The following is a 15680-nucleotide window of genomic DNA, read 5'->3' as shown; positions in this document are numbered from 1 at the left end:
CCTCTGGTGAGATTGTGGAACGAAGGGGAATCATGGGGGACAGCTTCCTGCCGGTTTCAAGCATATGGGGGTCCGGCAAGGCCGGACCCCCAAGCTTTAGTGATGTGGAAAAGAGTTCCGCAGAACTCAGGAACTACTTGGCCGTGATGGCCCAGTACTGCAGAACGCCGTTCCAGCCGGAGTCAACGTTGCTGACATTCTGGCTCCAGACAGCCTGGCGTGCGGAGTACCACAGCGGCAGGTTGGGGAGGTCCTTGAACAGGATCTCCTGTGCCTGGGTGAACTTCTTGTTGGCGTCGTCCGTGGACTTGGCGCCCAGGCCCTCGTTGAGGAGCTTGTCGAACTCAGGGTTCGTGTAGCCCTCGTAGTTGGCGCTGGCGCCGGTCTTCAGGAGCGGGCCGAGGAAGTTGTAGAGCGACGGGTAGTCGGCCTGCCAGCCGGCGCGGGTCAGGCCCGGCAGCTCCTTGGCGGTACGCAGCTTCAGGATTTCAGCGAACTTGGCGAACGGCTGGCCTTCGGCCTTGATTCCCAGGTTGTTCTTGAAGTTGTTGGCAACGGCGTCGATCCATTCCTTGTTGCCGCCGTCAGTGTTGTACGCGAGCTGCAGGGTCTTGTCTGCGGGCCACGGGCTGATGGCGTCAGCCTTGGTCCAGAGGTCCTTCGCCTTGGCGGCGTCGAACTTCAGGACCTCGGAACCGGCAACGTTTTCGTTGTAGCCGTCAACAGCCGGGGACGTGAAGTCCTTGGCCGGGATGCGGGTGCCGGAGAAGATGACCTTGGTGATCTCGTCGCGGTTGATCGCCATGGAGAGGGCCTGGCGGCGCAGCTGGCCCGCTTCGCCCTGGAACTCGGGCAGGTAGCCCGGGATGTTCAGGGTGGAGTTGCCGGCGTACGGCTTGTTCAGGTGGTTCTCCGGGAAGTCCGTGGTGTAGGTCTTCAGGGCGTTCGTGGGCAGAACGTCCGTGACGTCCAGGTTGTTGGCCTGGATGTCGGTGTAGGCCGGGGCCGGATCGGTGTAGAACTTGAAGGTCACGCCGCCGTTCTTGGCTTCGCGGGCACCCTTGTAGTCAGCGTTCTTGACCAGGGCGATCTGGCTGTCGTGCTGCCAGGCGCCTTCCTTCTCCATCTTGTACGGGCCGTTGCCGATCGGGTTCTCGCCGTACTTCTTCGGGTCCTTGAGGGCGTCGGCGGGCAGCGGCATGAAGGCCGAGTAGCCCAGGCGCAGCGGCCAGTCGGCCTCCGGCTGCGAAAGCTTGACCGTGATCGTGGAATCATCCTTCAGCGCCAGGCCGGAGAGGGTCTGGGCGGTGGGGGCGGGAACCTCGGTTTCCTTGCCGTCCGCTCCCATCTGCTTCGAGGTGGCGCTGACGGCGTCGTAGCCCTCGACGGACTCAAAGAAGCTGCTGTTGCCCTGCGCGTTGGTGCTCAGCGCGGCAAAGTTCCAGGCGTCAACGAAGCTCTTGGCGGTAACTGCCTCGCCGTTGGTGAACTTGGTGCCCGACTTGACCTTGATGGTGTAGTTCTGGCCGTCCGGGGATTCGATGGACTCGGCCAGCGCGTTTACCGACTTGCCACTGGGGTCGTAGCTGGTGAGGCCTTCGAAGAGGAGCTCGACTACGCGGCCGCCGTAGACTTCGCCGGTGTTGGCGGGCATCAGGGGGTTCTGCGGTTCGTTGCTGTACGCGGTGATGACCTTGTTGGGGTCGCCGGCTGCCTGGCTGGCACCGTTTGAGGTGCCGCCTCCGGCGCCGCATCCGGTCAGGGCGAGGGCGGCGATGGCCACCATGCCCAGTGCTTTGGAAGTGCGCGAAAAACGCATTCCGCCTCCTAAGAGTTGTGGGAGTTCGTGAGGGAAAACTTCTGCTTCCCCGCAGGCAGGCACAGGGGTATCCCCTGTGACGTGGCCTACATATACGAGTAGCCTAACCCCAGATTGTCCAGATGGTGGAACTCTGTTGCCAAACCGTGACCCGACAAAAGCATGACCGGTAGCGTCAAGCGCAATGTATTTCAAGTCACACGCTACCGGCTGGTAGTATTCGCCGCCCCGTGATCCGGGTTACGTTGAGTTAACTCGATTCGGCCCCCAGAAGCTGCGCCCGCAACTCGCGGCGTTCCCGCTGCTTTTCCGGATCCGGCAGCGGCACCGCAGCCAGGAGCCGCTGGGTGTAAGGCTCCTGCGGATTGCGCAGGATCTGGTCCCGGGTGCCCTGCTCGACGATGCGGCCGCGCTGCATCACGCAGATCCGGTCCGCCAACACATCGACGACAGCGAGGTCGTGGGTGACGAAAAGGCAGGCGAACCCGAGCTCCCTCTGCAGGTTCTGGAACAGGTCCAGCACCTTGGCCTGCACGGACACGTCCAGTGCCGACGTGGGCTCGTCGGCGACCATCAGCTTGGGCTTGAGCGAGAGCGCCCGGGCAATGCCCACCCGCTGCTTCTGCCCGCCGGACAGTTCGTGCGGGTAGCGGTTGCGGTAGTTGCGCGGGAGCTCGACCTGATCCAGCAGCGCCTCGATCCGCTGCTGCAGTTCGGCGCCTTTTGCCACTCCGGACAGGAACATCGGCTCACCGATGCTTTCGCCGATGGGAAGCCGCGGGTTCAGGGACGACGACGGGTCCTGGAACACCATGCCGACATGGCGGCGCATCTCCTGGAGCTGCCGGCCGTTCCGCTTCGCGGCCGAAATGTCCTGGCCGACGACCTTCATGGTGCCGGCCGCGACCGGTAGCAGCCCGACGGCGGCGCGGCCGATGGTGGTCTTGCCCGAACCGGACTCCCCCACCAGGCCGACAACCTGCCCCGGGTAGATCGCCAGGTTGGCGCCTTCCACGGCACGGAACGCGGGCACGCGGCCCTGCTTGGGGTACTCGATGGCCACGTCGGTCAGTTCCAGCACGGGCTGGCCCTGCGGTTTGGCGGCTTCCGCGGCGGCCAGGGCGGCGGCGTTTTCACGCTCGCGCCGGAGGAGCTGCTCCTCCGGGATGGAGGTGAGTTCGGCATGTGTGGCGGCGGCGAGGGCTGCCGTGACGTCCACTTCCGCGGCGGATTCCGCGCCGCCCTGTCCCAGGTGCGGGACGGCGGCCAGGAGGGCCTTGGTGTATTCGTGCTGCGGGTTATGGAAGATCTCTGCGGCCGTGCCGGTTTCCACGATCACGCCGCGCCGCATCACGGCGATGCGGTCAGCAAGGTCGGCCACGACGCCCATGTCGTGGGTGATCAGCACGATCGCGCTGTCCAGCTTGTTGCGCAGGTTGCGCATAAGGTCCAGGATTTCCGCCTGGACCGTCACGTCCAGGGCCGTGGTGGGCTCGTCGGCGATGAGCAGTTTGGGATCGCAGGACAGCGACTGCGCGATCATCGCACGCTGCCGCTGGCCGCCGGAAAGCTGGTGGGGATAGGAGCGGAACGCTTTCTCCGGGTCGGGCAGCTCCACAAGCTCGAGCATGCGCAGGGCCCGGAGCCGGGCTTCGTCGGGAGAGACCTCGCTGTGCAGCCGCACCGTCTCCACGATCTGGGCGCCCACGGTGTAGACCGGGTTCAGGGCCGTCATCGGCTCCTGGAAGATCACGGCCACTTCCTTGCCGCGGACAGCGCGGATATTGGCCTCGTTGGTTCCCAGCAGCTCCTGTCCGGCGAGCTTGACGCTTCCGCTCACGCGGCTGTTGCTCGGCAGCAGGCCCAGCAGGGCCATGGAGCTGGCACTCTTGCCGGAGCCGGACTCGCCCACGATCGCCAGGACCTCGCCGGCCCGCACCTCGTAGTTCAGGCCGATGGCGGCGGGCACCCATTTTTTGTCCACGCCGAAATCGACGCTTAGGCCGCGGACCTCCAGTACGGGCTCGTTCCTGCCCGGCGCGGGGGTGATGGCCGGATCGAGGGTGATGAAGTCAGTCATGATGGGGCTTTCCTTCCACCCGGGCCGCCGGTCCACCGGGGATTAGTGCTGCGGCTCGGAATACTGAATTATTGGGGGCATGAGCTCTGCGCCACATGCCGGTACCGTCGAAATCTTCAAAGCCCGAACGAACGCCTGGTTCGCCTGGCTGTCCTGGTCCGTTGCCGCCCTGGGCATCGTCGTCACGGCGGTCACCGCCGGCCCGGCGGCCCTGGCCGGAACGGCGCCGCTGCTGCTGATCGCGTTCCTCGGCTGGCAGCTGTTCTGGATGCCAGCCGTCGTGGTGCACGACGGCGGGGTGACCCTGGAGAACCCGTTCCGGTCCGTCCTGGTGCCATGGGCAGCGCTGGTGCACGTCGATACCCGCTTTGCCCTCACCCTGGTCACGGCCCATAAGAGCTACGCGGCCTGGGCTGCGCCCGCTCCCGGCATCTGGGGCGGGCGAAATGCCCAGCCCGAAGACCTCCGGGGCCTGCCGGCAACGACGTACGGTCCGGGCCAGTCCGTGCGGCCCGGAGACCTGAAGTCCACGGACTCCGGCCAGGCAGCCCGCCTCGTGCGGGCGCGCTGGCAGGAACTGGTGGAAAGCGGCGCGCTTGCCGCCGGTGATGCCGCCACCACAGCCGTGAAGGTGAAGTACCGCTGGGTGGCGGGCAGCGCCGTCGTACTGTTGCTGGCGGCCAGCTACTGGGCGATCGCCGCCCGTTAGCCCGCCCGCGCACGCACTGCGGGTGGCGGCCACCTAGTCGCCCTTGGTTCCGTCGAACGCGGTGACGGGGGTCGCCCCGAGCGGATGCCCGGTGTCCTTGGCCTTCTTCGCGTTGAATTTCTTCTGCCGCGGATCGAAGGCGTCCCGCAGGCCGTCGCCGATGAAGTTAATGCTGAGGCAGATCATTACGATGAACAGGCCCGGGAACCAGAACAGCCACGGGCGGGTGGCGAAGGCCTCCTGGTTCTGCGAAATGAGCAGCCCCAGTGACGTGTCCGGGGCCTTGACGCCGACGCCGAGGTAGCTCAGGGCCGTCTCGGTGAGGATCGCGGCGGACATCGTCAGCGTGACGTTGACGATCAGCACACCGATGGCGTTGGGCAGGATGTGCTTGAAGATGATCCGGGCATTGCTCGCCCCCGAGATCCGTGCGGCGTCCACGAACTCGCGTTCGCGCAGCGAGAGGAATTCCCCGCGCATCAGGCGGGCGAGTCCCACCCAGGTGATCAGGCCCAGGAAGATGCCCAGCGCGAGGATGCCGTTGTTGCTGGCGAAGGAGGCGAACCAGCTGCCGGAGTCCCGCCGGCCGGCCATCTGCGCCATCACGGCGGCGAGCAGGAGCGCCGGAATGATGATGATGACGTCGGTGAGGCGCATCAGCACCGCTTCGGTCCAGCCCCGGAAGTAGCCGGCCAGGGCGCCGACCACGACGCCGATAAAGCCGGCGATGAGTCCGATCACCACCATAACGGTGATCGACTGCTGGGCGCCGCGCATGGTCATGGCGAAGAGGTCGCGGCCGATCCGGTCCTGGCCGAAGGGGTGTTCGCCCCAGGCGAGCGGCCACAGCGAGGCGGTGGGCACGCCGTCGTTGACCAGGGGTGACACTTCCTCGTGGTTGTATTTCCACCAGCCGGGGATGCCCCAGTAGCCCACGGAGGTGAACGCCATAACAAAAATGATGGCGAAGGCGACCAGCCCGATGATGGCGCCGGAGTGGCCCAGGAACCGTTTCCGGACGATCTGCCCCTGGCTCAGGCCCTTGGCTTCGAGGATCGGCTCGATGCCGGCCGCCGGACGCCTCAGTGCTTCGTCTTCGGCCATGATCTCGTCCTGCTGACTTGGCTGGCTCATGCTTTTACCCTTACGCGTGGATCAAGTGCGGAGTACGCAAGGTCCGCAATGAGGTTGAAACCCATGGCCGTGATGGCCACACAGACGAAGACACCCATCACGGGGTTGGGGTCGACGTGGGTGATGCCGTCCAGGAACAGGAAGCCCATCCCCCGGACCGAGAAGACGGTTTCGGTGATGACGGCGCCGCCGATCAGCCCGCCGATGTCGAAGGCGACGATGGTGGCGATCGGGATCAGCGCGTTGCGGAAGGCATGGCGCATGACCACAGTCCGTTCCGACAGGCCCTTGGCCCGGGCGGTCCGGATGTAGTCCATGTTCATGATTTCAAGCATCGAGGCGCGGGTGAAGCGTGTGTAGCCGGCCAGCGAAATCAGGATGAGGGCCAGCGTCGGAAGGATCAGGTGCGTGAACGAATCCAGGCTCAGGGTCCAGAAGTCGCCTTCGATGTTCGGGGTGCTGGCGCCGATGGTGGCAATGGGGCGGCCACGGACCCGGCTGTTGTTGAAGTAGCCGGGCCACGCCTGCATGTAGCGGTCCAGCAGGATCATGAATCCGACCAGGAACGATGTGAGCGCCGCGGCCCGCATGGACTGTCCGCGGTCGTAGCCGCCCATCAGGTAACCGATGCCCAGTCCGGCCAGAATCGCCGCGACAGCGAGGAGCACGATCATCAGGAACGTTGCCTCGTTAAGCAGCGGCTGGATGAGGAAGTAGACAACCAGTCCGACGCCGACGGCGATCAGCGCCGATTGCAGCGCCTTGCGGTTCTTAAGCCCTGCGGAAAGCAGGGTTACGGCGAACGCAATGCCGACGCCGGCGATCGCAATGACCACCGGGCCCAGACCGGGCGTTTTGAACCACTCGGTGGCGGAGAAGTACATCAGCACAGCGGCGGCGAACAAGAAGGCGACGCCGCCGCTGAGGAGCCTGCGCTTCATCTCGCCACCGACCGTCACGGCTGTCAGCACACCAAGAACGGCGCCGATGGCGAGGGCTGCCGGTATCGGTATCTCGGGATTCCTGAGGAAGTTGTTGAACCCGATGGCGCCGAACTCCTTGAGGAGGACCGCGACCCAGAAGATGGGGAGGGAGAAGAACAAGAAGGCCATGAACGTCACGCCGTAGTCCAGCGTGCTGTACTGGCGCAGGGCAGTGATGATGCCGAGTGTGATGCCGATCAGGATCGCCAGCACGGTGGCTCCGGTGACCAGGGTCAGAGTCTGGACCAGCGCGAAGCCGAGGGCCTCCGTAACGGGCTGGCCGGCGATGTTCTTGCCCAGGTCGCAGGCGTCAGCGAACGGGATGAGGCATCCGGCCGCACCGCCGAGCCACTGGAAATAGCGGATGGGAGCGGGTGTGTCCAGCTGCAGCAGTTCGATGCGGGCGTCCATCAGCTGCTGTTTGTTGGCGGCGCTGATGGCGCGGAATTCCTCGAGGGGGTCGCCTGACGCCGCTGTCAGGAGATACACCAGAAAGGATGCGCCGAGAAGTATGAGGGCGGCAGTGATAAGCCGCCGGACTATGTAGGTCACCATTGGAATAGAACCTCAGTATTCGGGCCCAGGGGTTGCCCGGACCGGTCGCAGAGTTTGGCCGTTGTCCCGCGATGATGGGGCGGGGCCCGCCGTCGTCGTGGGGGTGTCGCTAGAAAGGCGTCGGGACCAAATTGCCCGGTCCCGACGCCTTTAGCTAGCAAGTGTTACTTGCGGTCGTCGGCTACTTCTGTGCCCACTCCCAGAAGTTCCACCAGACACCGGTCTGGTTCGGCATGTACTTCACGCCGGTGATGCGGTCGCTGTACGCGTCCACGCCGACTGCCTGGAACAGCGGCAGGCCGTAGGCGGAATCCCAGATCTTCTTGTCGATCTGCTTGATGAGCCCGTCCTGCTTGGCCTTGTCGGTGGTGACAATCAGTTCATCCATCAGCTTGTCGGCTTCCGGATCGGTGAACAGGTTGAAGTTCGAGTCGTTGCCCGTCTTGAAGATCTGCGGAACGCCGGAGACGCCAACACCCGAGTTGATCCAGCCGAAGATGGTCGCATCGTAGGAGCCGTCGCCGAGGGCCTTGCCCCAGTCAGACTTGCCGAGTCCGCCGTCGACGATCTTGAAGCCGGCCTTGGAGGCGGACTCGCTGATCAGCGCGAACATGTCGGCACGGTTGGGGTTGTCCTTGTTGTACATGATGCGGACTTCAGGCGTGGCACCGTTGAGGAGCTTCTTTGCACCTTCGATGTCCACGTCCTGGTAGGCCGAAGAACCGTTTTCCTTGACGGAATCGGCGTACAGGGCCTGGTCAGGCACGAACAGCTGCGAGTCCAGCGGTGCAGCCTTCGGGTCCAGCTTCTTGACGATCTTGTCAACGATGTCCTTGCGGGGGACGCTCTTCATGAACGCTTCGCGGACACTCTTCTCAGCAAACACGCCGCTGAAGTTGAGGTCGATGTGGTCGTAGGAAAGCTGGTTTCCGACCTCGACCGTGACGCCCTGGCTTTCGAGCGCCTTAAGCTGCTCCACCGTGTCGGCCGAGGCCTGCGGTGCGATGATGTCAGCTTCGCCGTTCTTGAGCGCCTGCACCTGAGCGGGAGCGGAACCGATGTAGCGGACCGTGATTTCGTCCAGCTTGGCTTCCGGACCCCAGTTGTAGTCCTTGTTCTTGATCATGGTCAGGGACTGGTCCTGGTTGACACCCTTGACGATGTAGGGGCCGTTGGAGAGGTAGAGGCTCGGGTCGGCCGGCAGGGTCTTGGAGTCGAAGCCGGTGTTCCACATCTCCGCCATTGCCTGGAGCTGCGCGTTGGCCGGCTTCGGCGCCTTGGCGTCGCCGCGCGGCATGCCCTTGACCAGGTCAACGAATGCCTTGGCATCCGCCAGTCCGGCCTTCTTGGCCAGGACGTGCGCCGGGATGTCGATGCCGGGGCCGCCGAGAGCGATTTCCCAATCGGAGAACGGCTTTGAGTACTTGACCGTCATGGACTTGCCGTCGTCACTGAGCTCCGGGAAGTCCGACAGGGCGATGCCCGTGGGGTCACCGGCGTAGGAGAAGTAGGACGTTCCGGTCTTCGCCTCTGCGTCGGCATCGTTGTAATATCCGGAGAACGCGGCCCACTGCAGCAGAAGATCGGCACTGGTAACGGGGGTTCCGTCCGACCACTTCACGCCGTCGTTGATGGTGTACTTCACGGTCAACGGGTTGTCCGAGGTCTTTTCCATCTTGCCGAACTTTTCGTTGCGAACAACGTTCAGCTTGTTGTCGATGTAGAAGAAGCCCGAGTGGGTGGCGTAGCTGATCTTCGAGTTGATGTCGGTGTTGCCGTCCGCCGTGTTGGGGTTGAACGTGTTGAACGCGTTCACCTCTACGACTGTTGCAGATCCGCCTGATTTGCTTGCTGCCGCAGCGGTGGTCGGGGTTGTCCCGCCACTGTTGCCCGCGCAGGCGCTGAGGGCGAGGGCAGCTGCTGCTGCCACACCCACTGCTTTGGAAATACGACCGAAGCGCATTCCGCCTCCTTGTTTCTGTGGTGTGGTTGAGACCGAGGCCGTAGGCACCGGGCAGACGTCCACACTCCCCCAGCGGCAGTGTGGCCCGTCTCACATGGGATGTAGCGTAAGCCCCAAAATCCACCCTGCGCGAGGAAAGTTGACCAGCTGTAATCTTCGTTACAGAGCTGCAACATTTGACGGCGGTCTGCGGGCCAGATTCCCCACAATCTATTGACGTGGAGGCGCACGCACGCTAATCTCCCCCGGACACAGGAAAGGCCCCGATTCAACAATCGGGGCCTTTCGAGTTAATCCTTAATTACTTGATGAATTCATCAAAACCGTCAGACGTTGAAGCGGAACTCCACGACGTCGCCGTCGGCCATCACGTATTCCTTGCCTTCAATGCGGACCTTGCCGCGGGACTTCGCCTCCGCCATGGACCCGGCTTCGATGAGGTCGTCGAAGGAGACGACCTCGGCCTTGATGAAACCGCGCTGGAAGTCGGAGTGGATCACGCCGGCCGCCTGCGGCGCGGTGTCGCCCTGGTGGATGGTCCAGGCCCGGGTTTCCTTGGGCCCTGCGGTGAGGTAGGTCTGCAGCCCCAAGGTGTGGAAGCCGACGCGGGCCAGCTGGTCCAGGCCTGATTCGTCCTGGCCGTTCATCTCCAGCATTTCGCGGGCCTCTTCCTCGTCGAGCTCAACGAGGTCGGACTCGAGCTTGGCGTCGAGGAAGATCGCGTCCGCCTGGGCAACCATGGCCCGCAGTTCGTCCTGCTTCTCCGGGCTGCCCAGGATTCCCTCGTCCGCGTTGAAGACGTAGATCACCGGCTTGGCGGTCAGGAGGCCGAGCTCCTTGAGGTGCTCCATCTCCAGCTTGTCGCTCTTGACCGAGGAAAAAATGGTGTCGCCGCGCTCCAGGACAGCCTGGGCGGCCTTGATAGCGGCCAGCTCGGCCGCTTCCCGCTTCTTGATCTTGACTTCTTTTTCGATCCGGGGAATGGCGTTTTCGATGGTCTGAAGGTCGGCCAGGATCAGCTCGGTGTTGATGATTTCCATGTCCGAGCGGGGATCCACCTTGCCGTCGACGTGAATGACGTCGGGGTCATCAAATACGCGGATAACCTGGACGATGGCCTGGGCCTCGCGGATGTTGGCCAGGAACTTGTTGCCGAGGCCTTCGCCCTCCGACGCGCCCTTCACAATCCCGGCGATGTCCACGAACGACACCGGAGCGGGCAGCAGGCGCTGGGAGCCGAAAACGGCGGCCAGCTTGGCAAGCCGCGGGTCCGGCAGGTTGACGACGCCGACATTGGGCTCGATCGTGGCGAACGGGTAGTTCGCTGCGAGCACCTGGTTCCGGGTCAGTGCGTTGAAAAGAGTTGATTTGCCGACGTTGGGCAGTCCGACGATGCCAATAGTAAGAGCCACGAGTACTAATTCTACCTGCTGTGGCCGGGGACCCCGCGTCGGCGTGGACTCCCCGGCCCGGGCGCCCGTCCGGCCGCACGACCTGCCCCCTGCGCGGACTGCCGTGCGGACTGCGTCGCCGTCCGCAGGGCGTCATCCGGAAACTGTCACAGGGGCATGCCAAAGTGAAGGCATGGACGCTTTGGGATTGATTCTTGCCTTGCTTATGCTGCTCGTCGGCGCAGTCGCCGGAGCAGCGGTGGTCTACGTGCTGCTCCGGCGCCGCACGCTCGCCGTGGAGCAGGACTTCGACGCCGTGTCGGCCCGGCTTTCGGACGTCAGCGCACAGTTCGCCGCAGCCGACGCCGAGAGGCGGCTCCTGGCTGCGCAAAACCGGGACCTCGGCGAGTCCCGCAACCAGGACGGCAGTGTCCTGCGGGCCCTGGCGCCGGTGGCGGAAAAGCTCACCGCGGTGCAGCAGCAGGTGTCACTGCTGGAACGCGACCGCCTGGAGCAGTACGGACAGCTGGCCCAGCAGCTGCAGGAGGCCCGGCTGTCCGACGAGCAGCTGCTGCGCTCAACGCACGCTCTGGAGTCCGCACTGCGGTCCAACAGCGCCCGCGGCCAGTGGGGCGAGGTCCAGTTGCGCCGCGTGGTCGAGGCTGCCGGGATGCTGCGCCATGTCGATTTCCATGAACAAGTCCACAGCGGCCAGCAGCACGGTGCCGCGGCGGAGACCAGCGTCCGTCCCGACCTCGTGGTGCAGCTTCCCGGCGCGAAGCAGCTGGTGGTCGACGCCAAGGTGCCGCTCACGGCCTATCTGGCGGCGCAGGAGCTGGGTGCCTCCGCCGGCGGGCAGCAGCACGCGCAGACCCTGTCAGGGCAGCAGGCCCATCTCTTGGCCCATGGCAAGGCCCTGAAGGCCCACGTCGACGCGCTGAGCAGCAAGAAGTACTGGGACATTCCCGGCAACTCCCCGGAGCTTGTGGTCTGCTTCCTGCCGGCCGAGTCTATTCTTGCGGCCGCACTGTCCGCGGACCCGGCCCTGCTGGACTACGCACTGTCCAGGAACGTCGTGCTGGCCTCACCCTCAACCCTGCTGGCCGTCCTGAAGTCCGTCGCCTTCACCTGGCGCCAGGACGTGCTGACGGACAGCGCCCGGGAGCTCTTCGAACTCGCCCACCAGCTCTACGAGCGGATGGGAACGCTTGGCGAGAACGTCACGAAGCTGGGCGCGTCGCTCAAGACGTCAGTGGACCGCTACAACTCCATGGTGGGCACGCTGGAGGCCCGGGTGCTGCCGACCGCACGGAAGCTCAATGCCCTGGATGCGGCGGGCCTGACGACGCCGGCGGCCGTTGAGGTGACGCCGCGTTCCGTGGCCGCCCCGGAACTCCAGCCCGGGAACGGGCCCGCCATTGGTTCCGGTAGCCGCCGGATGGACGACGCCGCGGACGACGAAGGGGACGTTTCAGGCGAGGAGGACCGGGAGTCGGCCGCCTAGGAAACGGCCTGGCTACGGATGCCTAGGAGGTCTCTGAAGCGCGCGACCCGCGGCCGCCGAGGGCACGGGTCACGTCGCCGGCCTGCTTCAGGGTGGCGCGAAGTTCCTTCGGCAACGAGAAGAGCAGATCCTCCTCCGCCGTGACCACTTCCTCGACCGAGCCGTAGCCGTAATCGGCAAGCAGGCGCAGGACGTCCTTGACCAGAACTTCCGGTACCGAAGCACCGGAGGTGACACCGACGGTGGCCACGCCCTCGAACCAGGTCTCGTCCACCTCGTTGGCGAAGTCCACGCGGTAGGAGGCCTTCGCACCGTACTCCAGCGCCACCTCCACGAGCCGGACCGAGTTCGAGGAGTTGGCCGATCCGACCACAATCACGAGCTCGGCCTGCGGGGAGATCTTCTTGATGGCCACCTGGCGGTTGGTGGTCGCGTAGCAGATGTCGTCGCTGGGCGGGTCCTGCAGGGTGGGGAACCGTTCCTTGAGGAGGCGGACGGTTTCCATTGTTTCGTCCACGCTGAGGGTGGTCTGGGACAGCCAGATGACCTTCTCCGGGTCCCGGACCGTGACCTTGTCGACCTCGTGCGGGCCGTTGATGATCTGGATGTGCTCCGGGGCCTCGCCCGCGGTTCCTTCAACTTCCTCGTGGCCGTCATGACCGATCAGCAGGATGTCGAAGTCGTCCTTGGCGAAGCGCACAGCCTCCTTGTGCACCTTGGTCACGAGGGGGCAGGTCGCGTCGATGGTCCGCAGCCCGCGGTCCTCGGCGGATTGGACCACGGCCGGTGAGACACCGTGCGCGGAGAAGATCACCAGCGCGCCCTCGGGGACCTCGTCGGTCTCGTCAACGAAGATGGCGCCTTTTTCTTCCAGTGAGCTGACCACATGCACGTTGTGGACGATCTGTTTGCGGACGTAGACCGGTGGACCGTAGTGTTCCAGCGCCTTTTCCACCGCGATGACCGCACGGTCGACGCCGGCGCAGTAGCCGCGCGGGGCTGCGAGGAGGACCCTTTTTGTGCCGGAGACCGGGGCTGCCGCCAGGACTTCTTCCGGCGTACGCCGTCGGCGCGGAACGGTTGGCATCGGAATGGAAACAGCGGTGGAAGTCATGCCCCAATGCTACCGGTGTTGAGCGGGCCGCCGTCGTGGCCGGGACTCAGGCGCGGCGGCGCCCGCCGACGACGCGCAGGACGAGTCCGGCCGCCAGCAGGACACCGCCCGCTATGGCGGCCGCCAGCACCCACTGCCCGAAACTTGAGCTGGCGGCCACGACGAACTCGCTCTTGAAGATCTCCGCGACTTCGTTGCCGCTCCTCGTGGCCGTCACCGCGCGCCCGGCGGCGTCGGCGGCCAGCGTCCAGACGCCGGCCAGCACGAGGGTCCCGAGCCCGATCCCGGCAAGGACTGCCCAGCGCCGCCGGGCCGCCACGAAAGCCAAGGCGAAGGCGATCAGCGCGCCGGCCGCCAAGGCGTAGCCCATCGGCGCGAAGGCGGCCACCCGGTCGAGGAGCTGCCGGTGTTCGGGCTGTCCGATGGTGATCAGCAACTGATCCGGGGCCTCCAGAGGGAGGGTCGTGGCATCCGCCACCTGCTTCGCCACCAGACCCACAAGTGGCGCAAGGTCCAGGGTCAGCACTGTGACGCCGTCGGCCGCGGCAGGGCCGGCAGCTGGGTCGGCGAAGTTCAGCCGGTGGCTTTTGCGGAGTGTTTCGGTCCAGGCGTCGGGGTAGCCGGGCATGCTGGTCAGGGACCGCGCGGCGCTTTCCAGAATGGGTGTGACCAGTCCGGTGAGTGCTTCGGGGATCCGGTCCGCGCCAAGGCTGCCGACGGAGGCCGAAGCCAGCCGCTCCTGGAATGCCGGGTCCTTGCCGAGCGGTGCGGTGAACGCCACAAAGCCGTCCTCCTGGACAATGTTCCGGTCCACCCACATGGCCGGAACAGCGACAGCCGCCAGGACAAGGCCGATGAGGACCGCTACGGCCGAGACAAAAGTGCGCACAAAGAATCCTAGGAGGTTGATGGGTAGTGCCATCCTACGGGGGCGGCCTGCGGAAGGATAAAGTCGGTCCCCGATGGTAGAGCTATGGATAGAGTTGAAACAGACACGTTCGAGTTGTCTGCCGGTGCCCTTCCGGACGCGCAGTCGCTGAGGGGCGTGCCTGCTGACAGCCCCGCTCCGGCAAAGGACAACCACCATATGCACAAGGCCATCTCCGCCCCGGGGTCCCGGCATGTCTGAGGACGTCGCGGCTGCCACTACGGTTCCGGCCACTGCCGCCGAGACCAGCCCGGACAACCCGTGGCCGCTGCAGCTGCTGTCCCAAAAACTCAAGATGCACATCGACCGGGCCCCGTCCGCCTGGGTCGAAGGCCAGGTCATCGAAATGAACCGCCGCGGCACCAACGCCTACCTGACGCTGCGGGACATTGACGCCGAGATCTCCCTCCCGGCGTCCGCCTGGACCAAGGTCCTGGATCGGCAGGAAATCCCGCTGGAACGGGGGTCCCGGGTAGTGGCTCTGATCAAGGCCGAATTCTGGCTTAAGACCGGCAGGCTGAACATGTCCGTGAAGGACATCCGGCCCGTGGGCCTCGGGGACCTGCTCGCCAGGATCGAACGGCTGCGCCATGCCCTGGCCGCGGAAGGGCTGTTCTCCGATGCCCGCAAGAAGCGCCTGCCTTTGCTCCCCCACCGGATCGGCCTGATCACCGGCCGCGATTCGGACGCCAAGAAGGACGTGCTCCGCAACGCGGCCCTGCGCTGGCCCGCCGTCGAATTCGAAATCCGCGAGGTGGCCGTGCAGGGCAATACGGCGGTCGCTCAGGTGATCGCGGCCTTGCGCGAGCTGGATGCGGATCCCCATGTGGACGTGATCGTCATCGCCCGTGGCGGCGGCGCCTTGGAAGATCTGCTGCCGTTCAGCAATGAGGAACTTATCCGGGCGGTGTCCGCGGCCGCCACCCCGGTGGTGAGCGCAATCGGCCATGAGGCGGACCGGCCGATCCTGGACGATGTCGCGGACCTGCGCGCCTCCACGCCGACCGACGCCGCCAAGCGGATCGTCCCGGACGTCGTGGAAGAGCTTGCGCGCGTGCGCCAGGCCCGGGACCAGCTGCGCCGTGGCGCTGTCCGGCTGGTGGACCGGGAAACCGACCGCCTGGCCTCCTTGCGCTCCCGTCCCGTACTGGCGTCCCCCGAGGTTATGGTCAGCATCCGGCACGACGACGTCGAACGGCTCAAGGGCCGCTCCCAGGCGGCGGTCACCACCGCCGTCGTCCGGGCCGCCGACCAACTGGTCCACCTCAAGGCCCAGGTCCGTGCCCTCTCGCCGCAGAAAACCCTGGACCGGGGCTACGCCGTGGTGCAGCTCGCCGGCGCCGGGTCGGATCCCGGGGTCCGCCGGGACGTCGTGCGGCACCCCGACCAGGCGCCGTCGGGCATGCCGTTGACCGTCCGCGTGGCCGGGGGCCGGTTCACCGCGGAGTCGACCGGCGGCCAGGAACCCGCCGAAGAGTGACTCCCCAGCCGGCCCGGCCC

The 15680-nt window shown here is 65.5% G+C and carries 11 protein-coding genes; 3 read left to right on the top strand and 8 right to left on the bottom strand.

What is annotated here, in order from left to right; all coding sequences use genetic code 11:
- Window positions 1–133: 133 nt before the first annotated feature.
- Complete coding sequence (locus tag AB4Y67_RS03770) at window positions 134–1819, bottom strand: peptide ABC transporter substrate-binding protein (RefSeq protein WP_441404457.1); 1686 nt, start codon at window positions 1817–1819, stop codon at window positions 134–136.
- A 250-nt stretch (window positions 1820–2069) separates the two neighbouring features.
- A complete protein-coding gene (locus AB4Y67_RS03765; protein WP_441404456.1) occupies window positions 2070–3899 on the bottom strand; it encodes an ABC transporter ATP-binding protein in 1830 nt (609 codons plus the stop codon).
- A 79-nt stretch (window positions 3900–3978) separates the two neighbouring features.
- On the opposite strand from AB4Y67_RS03765, the gene AB4Y67_RS03760 reads away from it, so the two are divergent.
- On the top strand, window positions 3979–4608 hold the full coding sequence (locus AB4Y67_RS03760; protein WP_441404455.1) for a PH domain-containing protein: 630 nt from the start codon (window positions 3979–3981) through the stop codon (window positions 4606–4608).
- Window positions 4609–4641: 33 nt separating this feature from the next.
- Here AB4Y67_RS03760 and AB4Y67_RS03755 read toward each other — a convergent pair whose 3' ends face one another.
- The 4 genes from AB4Y67_RS03755 to ychF form a co-directional block, all read right to left on the bottom strand.
- Window positions 4642–5742, bottom strand: coding sequence for an ABC transporter permease (locus AB4Y67_RS03755; RefSeq protein WP_441404454.1), 1101 nt, complete (start codon window positions 5740–5742; stop codon window positions 4642–4644).
- Entirely contained in the window at window positions 5739–7280 is a 1542-nt protein-coding gene (locus tag AB4Y67_RS03750) for an ABC transporter permease (protein WP_441404453.1), read from the bottom strand. The genes AB4Y67_RS03755 and AB4Y67_RS03750 overlap by 4 nt, the downstream gene beginning before the upstream one ends.
- 181 nt (window positions 7281–7461) lie before the next feature.
- Window positions 7462–9243, bottom strand: a complete 1782-nt coding sequence (locus AB4Y67_RS03745) for an ABC transporter family substrate-binding protein (protein WP_441404452.1) — start codon at window positions 9241–9243, stop codon at window positions 7462–7464.
- A 326-nt stretch (window positions 9244–9569) separates the two neighbouring features.
- Window positions 9570–10655, bottom strand: a complete 1086-nt coding sequence (ychF, locus tag AB4Y67_RS03740; RefSeq protein WP_441404451.1) for a redox-regulated ATPase YchF — start codon at window positions 10653–10655, stop codon at window positions 9570–9572.
- A 172-nt stretch (window positions 10656–10827) separates the two neighbouring features.
- Between ychF and AB4Y67_RS03735 the strand changes: the two genes are divergently transcribed.
- Complete coding sequence (locus tag AB4Y67_RS03735; protein ID WP_441404450.1) at window positions 10828–12138, top strand: DNA recombination protein RmuC; 1311 nt, start codon at window positions 10828–10830, stop codon at window positions 12136–12138.
- A 22-nt stretch (window positions 12139–12160) separates the two neighbouring features.
- Here the strand turns inward: AB4Y67_RS03735 and AB4Y67_RS03730 are convergent, their stop codons facing one another.
- Both AB4Y67_RS03730 and AB4Y67_RS03725 read right to left on the bottom strand, forming a co-directional pair.
- Entirely contained in the window at window positions 12161–13252 is a 1092-nt protein-coding gene (locus tag AB4Y67_RS03730) for a 4-hydroxy-3-methylbut-2-enyl diphosphate reductase (protein ID WP_441404449.1), read from the bottom strand.
- Between the two features lie 46 nt (window positions 13253–13298).
- Window positions 13299–14141 (bottom strand): hypothetical protein, encoded by an 843-nt coding sequence (locus AB4Y67_RS03725; RefSeq protein ID WP_441404448.1) that lies wholly within the window; start codon window positions 14139–14141, stop codon window positions 13299–13301.
- Between the two features lie 232 nt (window positions 14142–14373).
- Here AB4Y67_RS03725 and xseA point away from each other — a divergent pair, with 232 nt between their 5' ends.
- A complete protein-coding gene (gene xseA, locus AB4Y67_RS03720; protein WP_441404447.1) occupies window positions 14374–15660 on the top strand; it encodes an exodeoxyribonuclease VII large subunit in 1287 nt (428 codons plus the stop codon).
- Window positions 15661–15680 lie beyond the last annotated feature (20 nt).

This window comes from Arthrobacter sp. YAF17 (assembly GCF_052113365.1).
Lineage (GTDB): Bacteria > Actinomycetota > Actinomycetes > Actinomycetales > Micrococcaceae > Arthrobacter.
The sequence above is the reverse complement of the archived record's forward strand: the minus strand, read 5'-3'. Positions and strand labels throughout refer to the sequence as shown.

Bases quoted from the DNA above. Each gene is read 5' to 3' on its own strand.
- AB4Y67_RS03760 (WP_441404455.1), top strand. From the start codon at position 3,979: ATGAGCTCTGCGCCACATGCCGGTACCGTCGAAATCTTCAAAGCCCGA.
- AB4Y67_RS03765 (WP_441404456.1), bottom strand. From the start codon at position 3,899: ATGACTGACTTCATCACCCTCGATCCGGCCATCACCCCCGCGCCGGGC.
- AB4Y67_RS03750 (WP_441404453.1), bottom strand. From the start codon at position 7,280: ATGGTGACCTACATAGTCCGGCGGCTTATCACTGCCGCCCTCATACTT.
- AB4Y67_RS03735 (WP_441404450.1), top strand. From the start codon at position 10,828: ATGGACGCTTTGGGATTGATTCTTGCCTTGCTTATGCTGCTCGTCGGC.
- AB4Y67_RS03755 (WP_441404454.1), bottom strand. From the start codon at position 5,742: ATGAGCCAGCCAAGTCAGCAGGACGAGATCATGGCCGAAGACGAAGCA.
- AB4Y67_RS03770 (WP_441404457.1), bottom strand. From the start codon at position 1,819: ATGCGTTTTTCGCGCACTTCCAAAGCACTGGGCATGGTGGCCATCGCC.
- xseA (WP_441404447.1), top strand. From the start codon at position 14,374: ATGTCTGAGGACGTCGCGGCTGCCACTACGGTTCCGGCCACTGCCGCC.
- AB4Y67_RS03730 (WP_441404449.1), bottom strand. From the start codon at position 13,252: ATGACTTCCACCGCTGTTTCCATTCCGATGCCAACCGTTCCGCGCCGA.
- AB4Y67_RS03745 (WP_441404452.1), bottom strand. From the start codon at position 9,243: ATGCGCTTCGGTCGTATTTCCAAAGCAGTGGGTGTGGCAGCAGCAGCT.